Annotated in this window: 18 protein-coding genes; 6 read left to right on the forward strand and 12 right to left on the reverse strand. The window is 72.2% G+C overall.

All coding sequences use genetic code 11. The features are described from left to right. Positions 1-388 precede the first annotated feature (388 nt). Both RIN75_RS00905 and RIN75_RS00910 read right to left on the reverse strand, forming a co-directional pair. Complete coding sequence (locus RIN75_RS00905) at positions 389-769, reverse strand: hypothetical protein (protein ID WP_309109785.1); 381 nt, start codon at positions 767-769, stop codon at positions 389-391. Positions 770-794: 25 nt separating this feature from the next. Continuing rightward, a complete protein-coding gene (locus RIN75_RS00910; RefSeq protein WP_309109786.1) occupies positions 795-929 on the reverse strand; it encodes a hypothetical protein in 135 nt (44 codons plus the stop codon). Positions 930-1,050: 121 nt separating this feature from the next. Here RIN75_RS00910 and RIN75_RS00915 point away from each other — a divergent pair, with 121 nt between their 5' ends. Continuing rightward, a complete protein-coding gene (locus RIN75_RS00915; protein WP_309109787.1) occupies positions 1,051-2,013 on the forward strand; it encodes an NAD-dependent epimerase/dehydratase family protein in 963 nt (320 codons plus the stop codon). Here the strand turns inward: RIN75_RS00915 and RIN75_RS00920 are convergent. Beyond that, a complete protein-coding gene (locus RIN75_RS00920; RefSeq protein ID WP_309109788.1) occupies positions 1,997-3,136 on the reverse strand; it encodes a serine protease in 1,140 nt (379 codons plus the stop codon). The genes RIN75_RS00915 and RIN75_RS00920 overlap by 17 nt on opposite strands. A 110-nt stretch (positions 3,137-3,246) precedes the next feature. Between RIN75_RS00920 and RIN75_RS00925 the strand changes: the two genes are divergently transcribed. Further along, entirely contained in the window at positions 3,247-3,858 is a 612-nt protein-coding gene (locus RIN75_RS00925; protein WP_309109789.1) for an MBL fold metallo-hydrolase, read from the forward strand. On the opposite strand, the gene RIN75_RS00930 is transcribed toward RIN75_RS00925, so the two are convergent. Together RIN75_RS00930 and RIN75_RS00935 are read right to left on the reverse strand one after the other, a co-directional pair. Next, the gene (locus RIN75_RS00930; RefSeq protein ID WP_309109790.1) at positions 3,780-4,499 is read right to left on the reverse strand and encodes a DUF2334 domain-containing protein; all 720 of its coding nucleotides are present in this window, start codon (positions 4,497-4,499) and stop codon (positions 3,780-3,782) included. The two genes, RIN75_RS00925 and RIN75_RS00930, sit on opposite strands and share 79 nt — an antisense overlap. A 78-nt stretch (positions 4,500-4,577) precedes the next feature. Then, positions 4,578-5,462 carry a phosphoribosylaminoimidazolesuccinocarboxamide synthase gene (locus RIN75_RS00935; protein ID WP_309109791.1) on the reverse strand — a complete coding sequence of 295 codons (885 nt, stop codon included), beginning with the start codon at positions 5,460-5,462 and terminating at the stop codon, positions 4,578-4,580. Positions 5,463-5,526: 64 nt separating this feature from the next. On the opposite strand from RIN75_RS00935, the gene RIN75_RS00940 reads away from it, so the two are divergent. From RIN75_RS00940 to RIN75_RS00955, 4 genes are all read left to right on the forward strand, one after another. Beyond that, positions 5,527-6,378 carry an ABC transporter substrate-binding protein gene (locus RIN75_RS00940; protein ID WP_309109792.1) on the forward strand — a complete coding sequence of 284 codons (852 nt, stop codon included), beginning with the start codon at positions 5,527-5,529 and terminating at the stop codon, positions 6,376-6,378. After that, positions 6,375-7,208 carry an amino acid ABC transporter permease gene (locus RIN75_RS00945; protein WP_309109793.1) on the forward strand — a complete coding sequence of 278 codons (834 nt, stop codon included), beginning with the start codon at positions 6,375-6,377 and terminating at the stop codon, positions 7,206-7,208. Before RIN75_RS00940 ends, RIN75_RS00945 begins: the two co-directional genes overlap by 4 nt. After that, positions 7,205-7,954 (forward strand): amino acid ABC transporter ATP-binding protein, encoded by a 750-nt coding sequence (locus RIN75_RS00950; RefSeq protein ID WP_309109794.1) that lies wholly within the window; start codon positions 7,205-7,207, stop codon positions 7,952-7,954. Before RIN75_RS00945 ends, RIN75_RS00950 begins: the two co-directional genes overlap by 4 nt. Before the next feature lie 81 nt (positions 7,955-8,035). Further along, positions 8,036-8,455: a hypothetical protein gene (locus RIN75_RS00955; protein WP_309109795.1), complete on the forward strand. Its 420-nt coding sequence runs from the start codon at positions 8,036-8,038 to the stop codon at positions 8,453-8,455. 40 nt (positions 8,456-8,495) lie between these two features. Here RIN75_RS00955 and purB read toward each other — a convergent pair whose 3' ends face one another. The 7 genes from purB to RIN75_RS00990 form a co-directional block, all read right to left on the reverse strand. Beyond that, complete coding sequence (gene purB / locus RIN75_RS00960) at positions 8,496-9,926, reverse strand: adenylosuccinate lyase (RefSeq protein ID WP_309109796.1); 1,431 nt, start codon at positions 9,924-9,926, stop codon at positions 8,496-8,498. Positions 9,927-9,966: 40 nt separating this feature from the next. After that, entirely contained in the window at positions 9,967-10,713 is a 747-nt protein-coding gene (locus RIN75_RS00965; RefSeq protein WP_309109797.1) for a hypothetical protein, read from the reverse strand. Next, positions 10,710-11,240, reverse strand: coding sequence for a SigE family RNA polymerase sigma factor (locus RIN75_RS00970; RefSeq protein ID WP_309109798.1), 531 nt, complete (start codon positions 11,238-11,240; stop codon positions 10,710-10,712). The genes RIN75_RS00965 and RIN75_RS00970 overlap by 4 nt, the downstream gene beginning before the upstream one ends. Before the next feature lie 63 nt (positions 11,241-11,303). Beyond that, on the reverse strand, positions 11,304-11,891 hold the full coding sequence (locus RIN75_RS00975; RefSeq protein WP_309109799.1) for a TetR family transcriptional regulator: 588 nt from the start codon (positions 11,889-11,891) through the stop codon (positions 11,304-11,306). Positions 11,892-11,904: 13 nt separating this feature from the next. Then, positions 11,905-12,228, reverse strand: a complete 324-nt coding sequence (locus RIN75_RS00980) for a multidrug efflux SMR transporter (protein ID WP_309109800.1) — start codon at positions 12,226-12,228, stop codon at positions 11,905-11,907. Positions 12,229-12,310: 82 nt separating this feature from the next. Beyond that, the gene (locus RIN75_RS00985; protein ID WP_309109801.1) at positions 12,311-13,054 is read right to left on the reverse strand and encodes a hypothetical protein; all 744 of its coding nucleotides are present in this window, start codon (positions 13,052-13,054) and stop codon (positions 12,311-12,313) included. A gap of 16 nt (positions 13,055-13,070) precedes the next feature. After that, positions 13,071-13,589, reverse strand: a complete 519-nt coding sequence (locus tag RIN75_RS00990) for a SigE family RNA polymerase sigma factor (RefSeq protein ID WP_309109802.1) — start codon at positions 13,587-13,589, stop codon at positions 13,071-13,073. Positions 13,590-13,707 lie beyond the last annotated feature (118 nt).

Below are 13,707 nucleotides of genomic sequence, written 5' to 3' on the forward strand. Positions count from 1 at the left end.
CCCGCCGAGGGTGCGCAGTGTGGAGACGATCAGACGCTTGCTGGGAAGCGTCTCCTTCTTGAAGCGCAACTCCCGCTGACCGGGGAAGAGCAGCCGCGCAGCAGCGACCTCGCGGAGCGCAGCAGACGGGGTTGGATGATCGCCGCAGCCAGGGTGTCCTGGCGGCGGGATTCGTCGACGAAGGCGTGCACGGTCACGACCGTGTATCGGCATACGACCGACCGGGCTACAGCACCCGAACGCCTGTTCACCCGAGCCGGGCGCTTCACCCGATCGAGAGACGGGTTTTGCGAGTGGCCGGTGCTAGCCTTGTGGTGCTCCGGCCAATAGGCCGGGGAAGTGAGCGCGGCACCCTACCGGACGGCAGGCTGGCCGCGCTTCGCGCTTTCTACGGCCAGTCCAGCCGGGTCACCGAGCCGATCACCGGCGCGATCCGCCGAGCCCAGTCGCCACCCGCTCCGTGGCACCAAGCGGCGATGTCCGCCAGCCAGAGCAGCGGATCGCCGGCGCTGTCCATGTGCTCGTAGACGAACTCGTGGTCGGGTGCGCGCTTCTTCAACGCGTTCCTGATCGTGATCCTGTCGAGCGGATCGCGTTGATCCCGGCTGTCCATGACCAGGCGGTGCGCCCCGATGTCGAGCATGTCCTCGATCAGCCGCGCCAAACACTCCTGCCGACCGCGCTCCTCGCCCTTGCGGCAACTCCCGAGGTAGACGTCAACCCGAACCTCGAACCGCACGACCTCGGCCAGGACGGCTCGACGGCGCACGGGTTTCTCGTTGTAGAAGTGGAGTTCACGCTGACCGGGGAAGAGCAGACCCCGCAACCGCGAACGCAGCCGCGGCCAGGTCTCGGGGTTGGACGATGGCGGCGGCCAGGTAGTAGGTGTCCTGGCGGCGGGATTCGTCGACGAAGGCGTGCACGGTCACGACCGGGTATCGGCATGCCGCCGTCCGGGCTACAGAGCCCGAACACGCGTTCACACGCCCGCGCGTTCGCCGTGGGCTGATCGGCTGGCGACCGGTGCCGAAGCGCCGGAGGGTGGGGATCATGCGGATCCTGGTGCTGGGTGGGACGGTCTTCCTCGGGCGGGCGGTCGCGAAGGAGGCTGTGCGGCGGGGGGTTGAGGTGGTTTGTGCGGCTCGGGGGGAGTCCGGGGTGGTGCCGGACGGGGCGGTGCACGTGCCGGTGGACCGAAACCGGGGGCTCGGGGAGCTGCAAGGGGAGTGGTTCGACGGGGTTGTGGACGTGGCGCGCAGTGTGACCTGGGTGCGGGACGCCGTCAGATCCCTCCAGGCCCGGCACTGGACGTTCGTCTCCACCTGCTCCGTCTACGCCGACCACGCCACCCCGGGCAGCACCGAAACCCTCCCACCGCTGGAAGACGACCCCGACGCGCCGATGACGCCCGAGCGGTACGGCAGCGTGAAGGTCGCCAGTGAGAACGCCATCAAAGAGGTCCGGGACGCGTTCATCGTGCGGGCTGGGCTGATCACGGGACCCGGCGACACCAGCGACCGGTTCGGGTACTGGCCCAACCGGCTCTCGCGCGGCGGCCGGGTCGCCGTGCCGGACACCCCCGACCAGCCCGCCCAGCACATCGACGTCCGCGACCTGGCCGCCTGGATCGTCGACGCCGCCGAGAACGGCCTCACCGGCACCTTCGACGCCATCGGCCCCTCGAACCCGCTCAGCCTCGTGCTCGGCGAGATCGCCGGCGCCACCGCCCCACCCGGCACCGAACTCGTCCGCATCCCCGAGGAGGTCCTCGAACAGCACGAGATCGCGCCCTGGGCCGGACCGCGCTCCCTCCCGCTGTGGCTGCCGTCAAGCCACCGCGCGCTGATGTTCCGCGACGCCGGACCCGCCCTGGCCGCCGGCCTCAAACCCCGGCCCACCGCCGAGACCGCGCTCGACTCCCTCGAGTACGAACGCGGCCTCGGCCTCGACCGTCAGCGCCGCGCGGGGCTGCCCGCGGACGCGGAGGCCGAACTGCTCACAGCAGTGGGTTGACCTGCGCCGCGATCAGGTCGATCCGCACCCCCTGGTTCGGGCACCCGCCCCAGTGGTGCAGGCCGATCACCTTGTGCGTCCGCCGGGACAGCACCGGCGAACCCGACGACCCGCCCTCGGTGTCGCACTTGTACGCGATGTCGGACTGCGCGGAGTCGCCGTTCACCCGCACCGCGGTCACCTTGCAGTACCCGCCGCCGTTCTGGTCGTCGCGCAGGGACAGCTTCTTCAGCTTCCCGGCCGGGTGGCCGACGATGTACATCTCCTCGCCGACGGCCGGCACGCGGGCGTCCAGCTCCAGGTAGCCGAACGAGCTGATGGTCGAGAAGTTGGTGACGCTGAACAGCGTGTAGTCCAGCGCCGCGCTGGTCTTCAGCACCGACGACACCAGGACCTTGGTGACGGTCGCGGACGTCGTCCCGCCGCACGTCGGGCACTGGTAGTTGAACCACACCTCGATGCCGGTGCCGCTGGTGAAGCAGTGGTTGTTGGTCAGCATCCGGTTGTTCGGCCCGACCCGCCACGCCGTGCACAGCGAGCCGCCGTTGCGCAGCAGCTTGGCGACGGACCGGACCTTGCCGAACTCGGTCGGGTTGCTCGTCTGGTAGCACGCGACGTCGCGGTAGTCGTTGGTGCCGCAGATGCTCTGCGGCGAGATCTCGGCTTCCCGGGCCAGTTCGGCGTCGGTGAACCCGCGGGTGATCCTGTCGAGCTTCACCCGGGACGCCGGGTGCGGCGCGCCGCCGTCCCGGCCCTTGATCGACACGACCGCGCGGTCGCCGGTGATCGACATCGCCCAGAACCCGGTGGCGTCGGCGGACGCGGTGCCGGACGCGAGCGGGTCGGCGGTGTACCGGTAGGACTCGGTGCCCGCCGGGTTGGCCACGGTCAGGACGTCGCCCGCCACCAGCCGCAGGGCGCTGAAGTGGGCTTTGAGGTACCACGCCCCGGGCCGGGAGATCGTGGTCTCGGTCGAGCGGCCACCGACGACGGTCGAGACGACCTCGTCCTGGCCGACCTTCCGGGTCTGCTCGAAGTGCTCCGCCGAGGCGGCGGTTGCGGTTCCCGTCAGCACGGGTACAACGAGCAGGGCGGCAGCGAGGAGGCGCAGGGTGCTCCGCACTGGTTCACCTCACGTTGTGAGCAGGGACAATTACATCCAGTGATGCTCCTCACATCACCCGATCGTGTCTCCCCGCCGAAGGTCGGTACTTCACGCGGAAGGTTTCAAGGATGCGAATCGTCCACTTCGGACACTCGTGCGTGCTGGTGGACACCGGCACCGCCCGCCTGCTGTTCGACCCGGGCTCCTGGTCCACCGGGTTCGAGGAGGTCAGGGACCTGGACGCGGTCCTGGTGACGCACCGCCACCCCGACCACCTCGACCCCGGCCGGCTGGGCGACCTGCTCGCCAACAACCCGAACGCGGCCTTCTACGCGGCCGACGAGCTGGACGGCGCGATCGCCGCCCGCCCCGGCGAGGCGCTGGACGTCGAGAACGTCTCCGTGCGCGTGGTGGACGCGCCGCACGAGCAGATCCACCCGTCCGTGGAGGTGCCCGCCAACGTCGGCTACCTGGTCGAGCACGGCGCGTTCTACCACCCGGGTGACTCGCTCACCGTGCCCGACATGGAGGTCGACATCCTCGCCGTCCCCACGGCCGCGCCCTGGATGAAGGTGTCCGACGCCGCCGACTTCATCGCCAAGGTCCGCCCGCGGATCGCCATCCCGATCCACGAGGCGATCGTGGCCCGGACCGAGATCTACTACCGGGTCCTGTCGAGCACCGCGCCCGACGGGACGGAGTTCATGGTGCTGCCCAGGGGTGAGTCGGCGGAGCTGTAAGAACCGGGGACGGCCTCGTGGTGCAGGGCCAGGTCCACGGCCTCCAGAAGAGCGTCGCGCACGCCGATCCGGTCCAGGTCGGCCGCGTCCACGCCGATCCGCACCAACCCGCCGCGCCGGGCCGCGCGCGCCACGCCCGCCAGGTAGGTCCAGTGCTCGGTCACCATCCGCACCCGGCCCGCCCGCACGTCACCGGTGCGCAGGTCGCGCACGCCCGCCATGTCCGCGCACACCGCGAACCGGTGCCGGCGCAGCGCGACCAGCGTGCCCGGTGACGCCAGCCAGCCCGGCGGCGCGAAGGAGTCCGTCGCCAGGCCCAACCGGTGCAGCGCCGACCGGGCGGCGACCAGCCGCAGACCCGCCTCGTGCGCGGGCAACGCGGAGAACTCGGCCCGCCGGCGCAGCGACACGGGCCGCCGGCACGGGTCGGCGTCGTGGTCGAACCCGTGCAGGACCAGGGCGTCCGCGCCGCGCACCCGCGCCCGCACCCACTCCAGCGCCTCGCCGGGCACGGCCTTGCGCGGCGCGAGCAGCAGCGACAGCGGCACCCGCCGGCGGTCCAGCTCGTCGGCCAGGTCGGCGCACCGGGCGAACGTGCTCGGCCCGATGCCGGCCAGCGAAACCACGAGGGTGGCGACCATGCCGTCCAGTGCGCCGCACCGGCGTGTCGCCCGCCTGACGACGAGGTGACGTGCCGTGACCGATCGCGCGAACTCCGCCTACGAGATCCAGTCGTCGAACGACAGCCCGGTGATCCGCTCGTACGCCTCGACGTACCGGGCGCGGGTCGCGGCGACCACCTCGTCCGGAAGCGGCGGGGGCGGCGCGTCCGACGCGCGGTCCCAGCCCGACTCCGCCGAGGTCAGCCAGTCGCGCACGTACTGCTTGTCGAACGAAGGCTGCACCCGGCCGGGCTGGTAGCCCTCGGCCGGCCAGTAGCGGGACGAGTCCGGCGTCAGCACCTCGTCACCCAGCACCAGCGTGCCGTCGGCGTCCAGCCCGAACTCGAACTTGGTGTCGGCCAGGATCACGCCGCGCGACCGGGCGAACTCGCGGGCCGCCGCGTACACGTCCAGCGTCGCGGTCCGGAGCCGTTCGGCCAGGTCGAGGCCGACCGCACCCACCACGTGCTCGAACGACACGTTCTCGTCGTGCTCGCCGATCGCGGCCTTCGTCGCGGGCGTGAAGATCGGCGAGGCCAGCTCGGAGGCCTCCACCAGCCCCGGCGGCAGCTCGACCCCGCACACCGCGCCGCTCTGCCGGTACTCGACCATGCCCGACCCGGTCAGGTAACCCCGCGCCACGCACTCGACCTGCACCATGTCCAGCCGCCGGACCAGCAGCGCCCGGCCCCGCACCTCGGCCGGGATGCGCGGGTCGTCCCACGCCACCAGGTGGTTGGGCACCAGCTCCGCGAACTTCTCGAACCAGAACACGCTCATCGCGGTGAGCACGCGGCCCTTGTCCGGGATGGGCGTGGTCAGGACGTGGTCGTAGGCCGAGATCCGGTCCGAGGCGACGAGCAGCAGGAGCTTGTCGTCCACCTCGTGGATGCTGCGGACCTTGCCGGCCGCGATCTGGCGGTAGTCAGCGAGCTTGGGCACGGGCCGAAGCCTACTTCGTCCCAGGTCATGGGCGGCCCTTCCCACCTGCGGCAAGATTCCTGCCATGCGTGCACCCGCATCGATACTCACCGTGGCCGCCCTGCTGGCCGCCGCCTGCGCCCCCGCGGACCAGGCCACCCCGACCCCGACCCAGGTGGACGGCGTCGCCTGCACCAAGGACAAGCTGGCGACGCTGACCCCCGGCAAGATCACCTTCGGCACCGACCAGCCGGTCTACCAGCCGTGGTTCGTGGACGACGACCCCACGAACGGCAAGGGCTTCGAGTCGGCCGTCGCCTACGCGGTCGCGGAGGAACTCGGCTACGCCAAGACCGACGTGGTGTGGACGCGCGTGCCGTTCAACGCGGCCATCCAGCCCGGCAAGAAGTCCTACGACGCCGACATCAACGAGTTCTCCATCACCGAGGAGCGCAAGCAGGCGGTTGACTTCTCCGCGCCGTACTACGACGTGGACCAGGTGCTGATCACCCTCAAGTCGTCCAAGGCCGCGTCGGTGAAGACGCTCGCCGAGGTGAAGAAGGTCAAGATCGGCGCGCAGGTCGGCACCACCTCGTTCGAGGCGGCCAAGCGCCTGTCGCCCGAGCAGGACGTGGCCGTCTACAACACCAACGACGACGCCAAGGCCGCCCTGCGGGCCGGGCAGATCGACGCGCTGGTGGTGGACCTGCCGACCGCGTTCTACATCACCTCCGCCGAACTGGAGGACGGGCAGATCATCGGCCAGGTCCCCGCCGGCGACGGCCGGCCCGAGCAGTTCGGCATCGTGCTGGACAAGGGCAGCCCGCTCACCGGCTGCGTCTCCAACGCCGTCGAGTCCCTGCGCTCGAAGGGCACGCTCGCGAAGCTGGAGCAGGAGTGGCTGTCGTCGGCGGGCAAGGCGCCCGAGCTGAAGTGACCGTCTCCGAGTTGCAGCGGGAGCGCCTGGCGTACAAGCGCTTCCGCTCGCGGCGGTCCACGGTGGTCGCCCTGCTGTCCACCCTGGTGTTCGCCGCGGTCGCGTACGCCACCGTCACCGGCGCGCCGGGCTGGCCGCGGGTCCGCGACTCGTTCTTCGACGTCGACGTGGCGTGGCGGGCGCTGCCCGCGGTGCTCGAGGGCCTGTGGCTGAACCTGCGCGTGCTGATGGTGTGCGGGGTGCTGATCGTGGTCCTCGCGCTGGGCGTGGCGGCGCTGCGCACGCTGCGCGGTCCGGTGTGGTTCCCGGTGCGGGCGCTGGCCACCGGGTACGTGGACCTGTTCCGCGGGATGCCGCTGATCCTCACCCTGTACCTGGTGGGGTTCGGGCTGCCCGCGCTGCGGCTGACCGGCGTGCCGAACGACTACGTGGTGCTGGGCGGCGCGGCGCTGGTGCTGACCTACACGGCCTACGTGGCCGAGGTTTTCCGCGCCGGCATTGAATCGGTCCATCCGTCGCAGGTCGCGGCGGCCCGGTCGTTGGGGCTGGGGCCGCGCCGGACGCTGCGGCTGGTGGTGCTGCCGCAGGCGGTGCGCCGGGTGCTGCCGGCGCTGTTGAACGACTTCGTGGCGCTGCAGAAGGACTGCGGGCTGATCTCCGTGCTCGGCGCGGTGGACGCGGTGCGCGCGGCGCAGATCGAGCAGGCCCGGACGTTCAACTTCACCCCGTACGTGCTGGCCGGCCTGCTGTTCGTGCTGCTGGCCGTGCCGTCGGCGCGGTTCGCCGACGCGATGGCGCGGCGCGCGGAACGCCGGGAGGGCCGCCGATGACCACGCCCGTGCTCAGCGTGCGGAACCTGGTCAAGCGCTACGGGCCGCACACCGTCCTGGACGGGGTCGACCTGGACGTGCGGGAACACGAGGTGGTGGCGCTGATCGGCTCGTCGGGGTCGGGCAAGTCGACGTTGCTGCGCTGCGTGAACCTGCTGGAGGAACTGGACGACGGCCAGGTGCTGCTGGACGGCGTGGACGTGTCGGACCCGAGGGTCGACGCCGACGTGGCGCGGCGGGGGATGGGGATCGTCTTCCAGGCGTTCAACCTGTTCCCGCACATGTCCGTCCTGGACAACATCACCCTCGCACCCCGCGTGGTGCACCGCGTGCCGCGAGGCGAAGCCGAACGCACCGCCCTGGAACTCCTGGACCGCATGGGCCTGGCCGACAAGGCCCGCAGCTACCCGGACCGGCTGTCCGGGGGCCAGCAGCAACGGGTCGCCATCGCCCGGTCCCTCGCGTACTCGCCCCGGCTGCTGCTGCTGGACGAGATCACCAGCGCGTTGGACCCGGAGCTGGTCGGCGAGGTGTTGGCGCTGGTCAGGGAGTTGGCGGGGCAGGGCCGGACCATCCTCATGGCCACCCACGAGATGGGCTTCGCGCGGCAGGTCGCCGACCGGGTGTGCTTCCTGGACGGGGGACGCCTGATCGAGTCCGGCCCGCCCGCGCAGGTCCTGGGCGAGCCGGAGCACGAGCGGACCCGGCAGTTCCTGCGCCGGATCATCGAGGCCGGCCGGTTGTAGCGACTGGTCGAACGCCGGGTGGAGGCCGGGTGAGGAGAGGGCCACTTGGGTATCGGACGGGTGCCCCCTACCCTGCTACCCGTGATGGCACGGAAGGTCGTCTGGGCACCGGTCGCGGTAGGCGTCGGCCTCCTGGTGCTGGGCGCGTGCGGCAAGCCCCACGCGTCCCCCACCCCGGTGCCGGTGCCGAGCATCACCCCGTCCCCGACGAAGGTCTCGGTCCCCGCGAACGCCTCGATCTCGGTCCGACCCGCTCCGACCACGGTGACGACGACGGTCGCCGCCACCACCGAGCCACCGCCGCCACCGCAGGCCCAGCAGCCACCCGTCCAGGTGCAGCCCGAGCCGACGTGGGTCGAGCCGACCCACCAGCCCGTGCACGAGGTGGCCCTGCTCGGATTCCCCTGCGACGCGGAGGGCGAGACGGCCGTCGACCCGGCGGGCAGGCCGCTGGTCTGCGAGAAGTCCCGCCGGGGCAAGCTCTACTGGGCGCGCCCGTAGCGCCGCGCGGCGGCCGTTCCCCGCCGCGCGGCGGGTTCCGCTAGAGGATCGGCGCCGGCACGTACCCGGCGGCGGTCGGGTACTTGGCCAGGACGTCCTCGACCTGGGCCACCACGCTCGCCACCTGCTGCCCGGCCACGCCGGTGAACGACAGCCGGTCGTCCAGCAGCGCCTGCAACTCCGCCCGGTCCAGCGGCAACCGCTCGTCGGCCGCCAGCCGGTCGAGCAGGTCGTTGCCCGCGCCCTCCTCGCGCATGGCCAGGGCCACCGCCACCGCGTTCTCCTTGATGGCCTCGTGCGCCGTCTCGCGCCCCACGCCCCGTCGCACCGCGGCCATCAGGACCTTCGTGGTCGCCAGGAACGGCAGGTAGCGGTCCAGCTCGTTCGCCACCACGGCCGGGTACGCGCCGAACTCGTCGAGCACCGTCAGGAACGTCTCCAGCAGGCCGTCGAGGGCGAAGAACGCGTCCGGCAGGGCCACCCGGCGCACCACGGAGCACGAGACGTCGCCCTCGTTCCACTGGTCGCCGGCCAGTTCGCCGACCATGGACAGGTACCCGCGCAGGATCACCGCGAAGCCGTTCACGCGCTCGCAGGACCGCGTGTTCATCTTGTGCGGCATGGCGCTGGAGCCGACCTGGCCCGGCTTGAAGCCCTCGGTGACCAGCTCGTGCCCGGCCATCAGCCGGATGGTCTTGGCCAGGCTCGACGGACCCGCGGCGAGCTGGACCAGGCACGACACGACGTCGAAGTCCAGGGAGCGCGGGTACACCTGGCCGACGCTGGTCAGCACCCGCTCGAAGCCCAGGTGGCCGGCGACGGTCGCCTCCAGCTCGGCCAGCTTCTCGTGGTCGCCGTCGAGCAGGTCCAGCATGTCCTGGGCGGTGCCGACCGGGCCCTTGATGCCGCGCAGCGGGTAGCGGGCGACCAGTTCGTCCAGCCGGCGGAAGGCCACCAGGACCTCGTCGGCCGCCGACGCGAAGCGCTTGCCCAGGGTGGTGGCCTGCGCGGCCACGTTGTGCGAGCGGCCGGCCATCACCAGGTCCGCGTGCTCGGCGGCGAGCCGGGCCAGGCGGGCCAGGACGGCGGCGGTCTTGCCGCGGACGTGCTCCAGCGAGCGCAGGACCTGCAGCTGCTCGACGTTCTCGGTCAGGTCGCGGGAGGTCATGCCCTTGTGGACGTGCTCGTGGCCGGCGAGGGCGTTGAACTCCTCGATGCGGGCCTTCACGTCGTGCCTGGTCACCCGCTCGCGCTCGGCGATCGAGGCGAGGTCGACCTGTTCGAGCACCCGCTCGTAGTCGGCCACCGCCCCGTCCGGCACGGCGACGCCGAGCCCGGCCTGGGCCTTGAGCACCGCGAGCCACAGCTGCCGCTCCAGCACGATCTTGTGCTCGGCGGACCACAGCGTGGCCAGCTCGGCGGAGGCGTAGCGACCTGCGAGGACATTGGCGATCCTGGGCTTGCTCGTCACCGCCACAGGATAGTTGCCCGCCAGGCGCCCGCCCGACGCCTCAGCCGGTCACGGTCAGCATCGGGTCGGTGGCCATGGCGATGAGCTGCTCGGAGGTGACGGGCGGGACCGTGTCCGTGCTCTTGTCGTAGTTGTGGCCGGTGATCATCACGACCGTCCCGTCGGTGCGGAAGTGGGCGACCATGTGGGTGAACAGCTCGCGCTGCGGGGCGGCGGACGACGCGACCTCGACGCGGCTGCCGTCCGGCTGGATGCGGGACGGGTCGCACCGCGCGGGGGCGCAGAAGGCGGCGCGCGTCACCACGACCGGCGGGCCGATCAGCTCGACGGTGAGGCGGGCGGTGCCCCGCTTGTCGGACAGGTAGACGAAGCCGGTGACGTGGCCGGGGGCCTTCTCGACGTCGGGGAAGTCGACCTTGACGTCGAACGTGGTCGACACGACGTCGGCGACCCGCTTGGTCAGGTACCCGGAGAGGTGCTTCACGCCCCCCTCGACGGGCACCGTGGTCACGGGGAGGCTCGCGGCCGGCGACGGGGTCGCGGACGGCAGCTCGGTCGTGGTCAGCACGCGGGCCGCGTCGACGGTGCCCCGCGGCGGGGCGAGCACGCTGGGCAGCGCGAGCACCGTCCCGATCAGCGCAAAAGTCGCCACACCCACCGCCACCAGCGCCCGCCGGCGCCGGCGAAAGGACTCCGCCCGCGCGATCAGGACGTCCGGGTCGAAGTTCAGCGGCGGCTCTTCGGCGACCGCCGCGCGCAGGCTCTCCCTCAGCTCCGCTTCGCTCATGACGCCACCACCGCCCCTTCCTCCAGTTGCTCCACGGCCGCGCGCAACGCGGCCAGCCCACGTGCCGTCTGGCTCTTGACCGTCCCCTCGGTGCACCCCATCGCCACCGCCACCTCGCTGACCGGCAGGTCCTCGAAGTACCGCAGGACCAGCACCGCCCGCTGGCGCGGCGGCACCCGCAGCAGGGCCGCGTGGACCAGGTCGCGGGCCCACAGCTGCTCCTCGGCCAGTTCCGGGTCCGCCGAGAGGTCCGCCCGGTCGGGCACCTCGCCGTCGCGCTGCTCGGCCCGCCGCCACGGTCTGCGCTTCTCGTCCAGCCACGTGCGCAGCAGCACCTTCCGCGCGTAGGCGGACGGGTTGTCCCGCCACTCCACGCGGTGCCACGCCTGGTAGAGCTTGAGCAGGCTCGCCTGCATCAGGTCCTCGGCGGTGTGCCAGTCGCCGCAGAACAGGTAGGCGGTGCGCCGCAGCGCTGCGGCGTGGCCCACCGCGAACTCGCGGAACCCCTGCTCATCGGCCTTGCCCATCCGCACCCCTTCCGGCCCTCCACCCCTTACACGTCCGAGCGGGTGCCAGGGGTTGCACCGGGTTCAGCGCAGGCCCATGGCCTTGGCGAGCATCCGGCGGGCGGCTGCGCGCGGGTCGGGGCTGATCTCGATCAGGGCGTTGACCACGGCGCCGTCGACCAGGGCGATCAGCTCCTCCACGCGCTCCTGGCCCACCGGTTGGCCGGCGTGGGTGAAGATGTCCAGGAGGAGGCCGTGCAGTTCGCCGCTGAGCTTGCGCATCAGCGGGCGCAGGTACGGGCGGCGGCCGGTGGCCACCAGGCGCTCGTAGCGCAGCAGCACGGCCTCGGCGTCGCGGTCGCCCGCGGGCGGGCCCAGGAGGAGGTCCAGGACGAGGTCGATGAACGCCTCGCCGCCGCACTCCTCGGGGTCCAGCTCGGCCAGCCGGGCCTTGCCGTACTCCAGCTCGGCCCGGCCGTGGAACTCCAGCGCGGCGGTGACCAGGTCGTCCAGCGAGTCGAAGTAGTACGTGGTGGACGCGAGCGGCAGGCCGGCGCGCTCGGCCACCGCGCGGTGCCGGACCGCGTCGAAGCCGCCGTCGACCAGGAGGCCGGCGGCGGCTTCGACGAGCGCCTGTCGGCGGCGCTCGCCCTTGGGCGTCGCTGCAGTCATCGGGAGAAAGGTACTAGTGCCCGCCACCGGCGAGGTTCAGGCCGATGACACCGCTCACGATGAGCCCCAGCGACACGAGCTTGAGCGTCGAGACGCCGTCGCCCAGCCACACCATGCCGATGACGGCGGTGAGCGCCGCGCCGATGCCGGTCCACACCGCGTAGGCCGGTCCGGCGGGCAGCTGCTTCATCGCCCACGCCAGGCCCGCGAAGCTGACCAGCGCGAACACCGCGAACGCGACCGTCCACCACAGCCTGCTGAACCCGTCGGACAGCTTCAACGCGACCGCCCAGCCGGCCTCGAACAGGCCGGACACGATGAGCACCGCCCACGCCATGACGACCACCTCCGGAGTAATCTGGCACAACCGTACCAAATTACTGGCACAGCCGTACCAGAAGGTGGCCGACACCTCCGGTTCAGAACTCCGCGGCGATCTCCCGCGCCAACTGCGCCAGCTCCGCCGCGAACGGCGCCACCGACGACCCGGCCTCCGGCTCGCTCAGCACGTGCACCACGCCGGTCCGCCCCGGGCTCGACGCCTCGGCGGTCGCGCTCGACGGCACGGTCGACGTCCCCGGCGGCACCAGCACCACCGACACCACACCGGGGATCGAACCGTCGCGGACCAGGTACGAAGCGCCCCGCGCGCCCGGCGGGCACTGCGCGGCGGCGGGCGCGGCCCGGAGGCCGTCGGCGGCCGGGAGCTTGTCGGCGAGGGCGACGGCAAGCTCCCGGTCCACCTCCTGGCACCCGGAGGTGCCACCGGGCGCGATGCGACCGGCCGTCCCCGACGTGCCGTCCCCCTGCGTAGACGGGGCGTCGGGGCCGCTCTTGGGCGGCACTTCGCCGCGTTGGTCGGTCTCCGCGCGCGGTTCGCCCTCCTGCGGAACCGCGAACGGGGTGAGGTTAGGGGACGGGGAGTCCTGAGCGGAACCCGCCGAGGCCGTGAGCCCCTCGGGCTCCTCCCGCGCGAGGTCGGTCGTCACCAGGACGCCGCCGAACAGCAGCACCACGGCCAGGGTGGACCCGAGCGCGATCCGCGTCCGGTGCTTGGCGGTGGCCCGCGCCGACGCGGCGCGCACGCTGCCCACGTCGAACGACGGCGGCGGCGCACCGCCCGCCGCGTCGCGGAACAGCTCCGCGAGCTTGCGCTCGTCCACTCTCAGCACCTCCCCTTCACGACGCGGGCCGCAGGTCGTCGATGGCGTCCCCCAGCGCCTCCCGCAGGGCTTCCAGCCCGCGCGAGGTCTGGCTCTTCACGGTCCCCTCGGAGCACCCGAGCACCTCGGCCGCGGCCGACACGTCCAGGCCCTCCAGGAACCGCAGCACGAGCACCGCCCGTTGCCGCGGCGGCACCCGCTTCAAGCCCGCGACCAGGGTCTCGCGCGTCGCCACCGCGTCGCCGACCTCCCCGTCGCGCGCGGGCGTGTCCGGGACCTCGTCCACGAACCGCTCGCGCCGCCAGGGCCGCCGCGACTCGTCGATCACCGCGCGCACCAGCGTCCGGCGGACGTAGGCGTCCAGGGCCTGCTTGTCCCGGACCTTCCGCCACCTCCGGTGCAGCGCGACGAACGCGGTCTGCGCGAGGTCGTCCGCCCGGTGCCAGTCACCACAGAGCAGGAACGCCGTTCGGCGCACGGCCTCCCGGCGAGCTGCGAAGTACTCCGCGAACTCCTGCTCGTCGCGCTGATCCACGCGGACTCTCTCCGCTCGTCGTGCTTGCACCTACCGGACGGAGCCGGGGTCGCCCACGGTTGCACGCCCTGCGTCCGAGACTTGCGTCACCCCCATCGTGGTACCGGCGACCGCGCTC

The sequence above is a fragment of the Saccharothrix sp. genome (assembly GCF_031180885.1).
Taxonomy (GTDB): domain Bacteria; phylum Actinomycetota; class Actinomycetes; order Mycobacteriales; family Pseudonocardiaceae; genus Actinosynnema.

Coding starts and splice junctions, on each gene's coding strand:
- RIN75_RS00915 (WP_309109787.1), top strand. CDS start 1,051: ATGCGGATCCTGGTGCTGGGTGGGACGGTCTTCCTCGGGCGGGCGGTC.
- RIN75_RS00925 (WP_309109789.1), top strand. CDS start 3,247: ATGCGAATCGTCCACTTCGGACACTCGTGCGTGCTGGTGGACACCGGC.
- RIN75_RS00930 (WP_309109790.1), bottom strand. CDS start 4,499: ATGGTCGCCACCCTCGTGGTTTCGCTGGCCGGCATCGGGCCGAGCACG.
- RIN75_RS00940 (WP_309109792.1), top strand. CDS start 5,527: ATGCGTGCACCCGCATCGATACTCACCGTGGCCGCCCTGCTGGCCGCC.
- RIN75_RS00950 (WP_309109794.1), top strand. CDS start 7,205: ATGACCACGCCCGTGCTCAGCGTGCGGAACCTGGTCAAGCGCTACGGG.
- RIN75_RS00965 (WP_309109797.1), bottom strand. CDS start 10,713: ATGAGCGAAGCGGAGCTGAGGGAGAGCCTGCGCGCGGCGGTCGCCGAA.
- RIN75_RS00970 (WP_309109798.1), bottom strand. CDS start 11,240: ATGGGCAAGGCCGATGAGCAGGGGTTCCGCGAGTTCGCGGTGGGCCAC.
- RIN75_RS00975 (WP_309109799.1), bottom strand. CDS start 11,891: ATGACTGCAGCGACGCCCAAGGGCGAGCGCCGCCGACAGGCGCTCGTC.
- RIN75_RS00980 (WP_309109800.1), bottom strand. CDS start 12,228: ATGGCGTGGGCGGTGCTCATCGTGTCCGGCCTGTTCGAGGCCGGCTGG.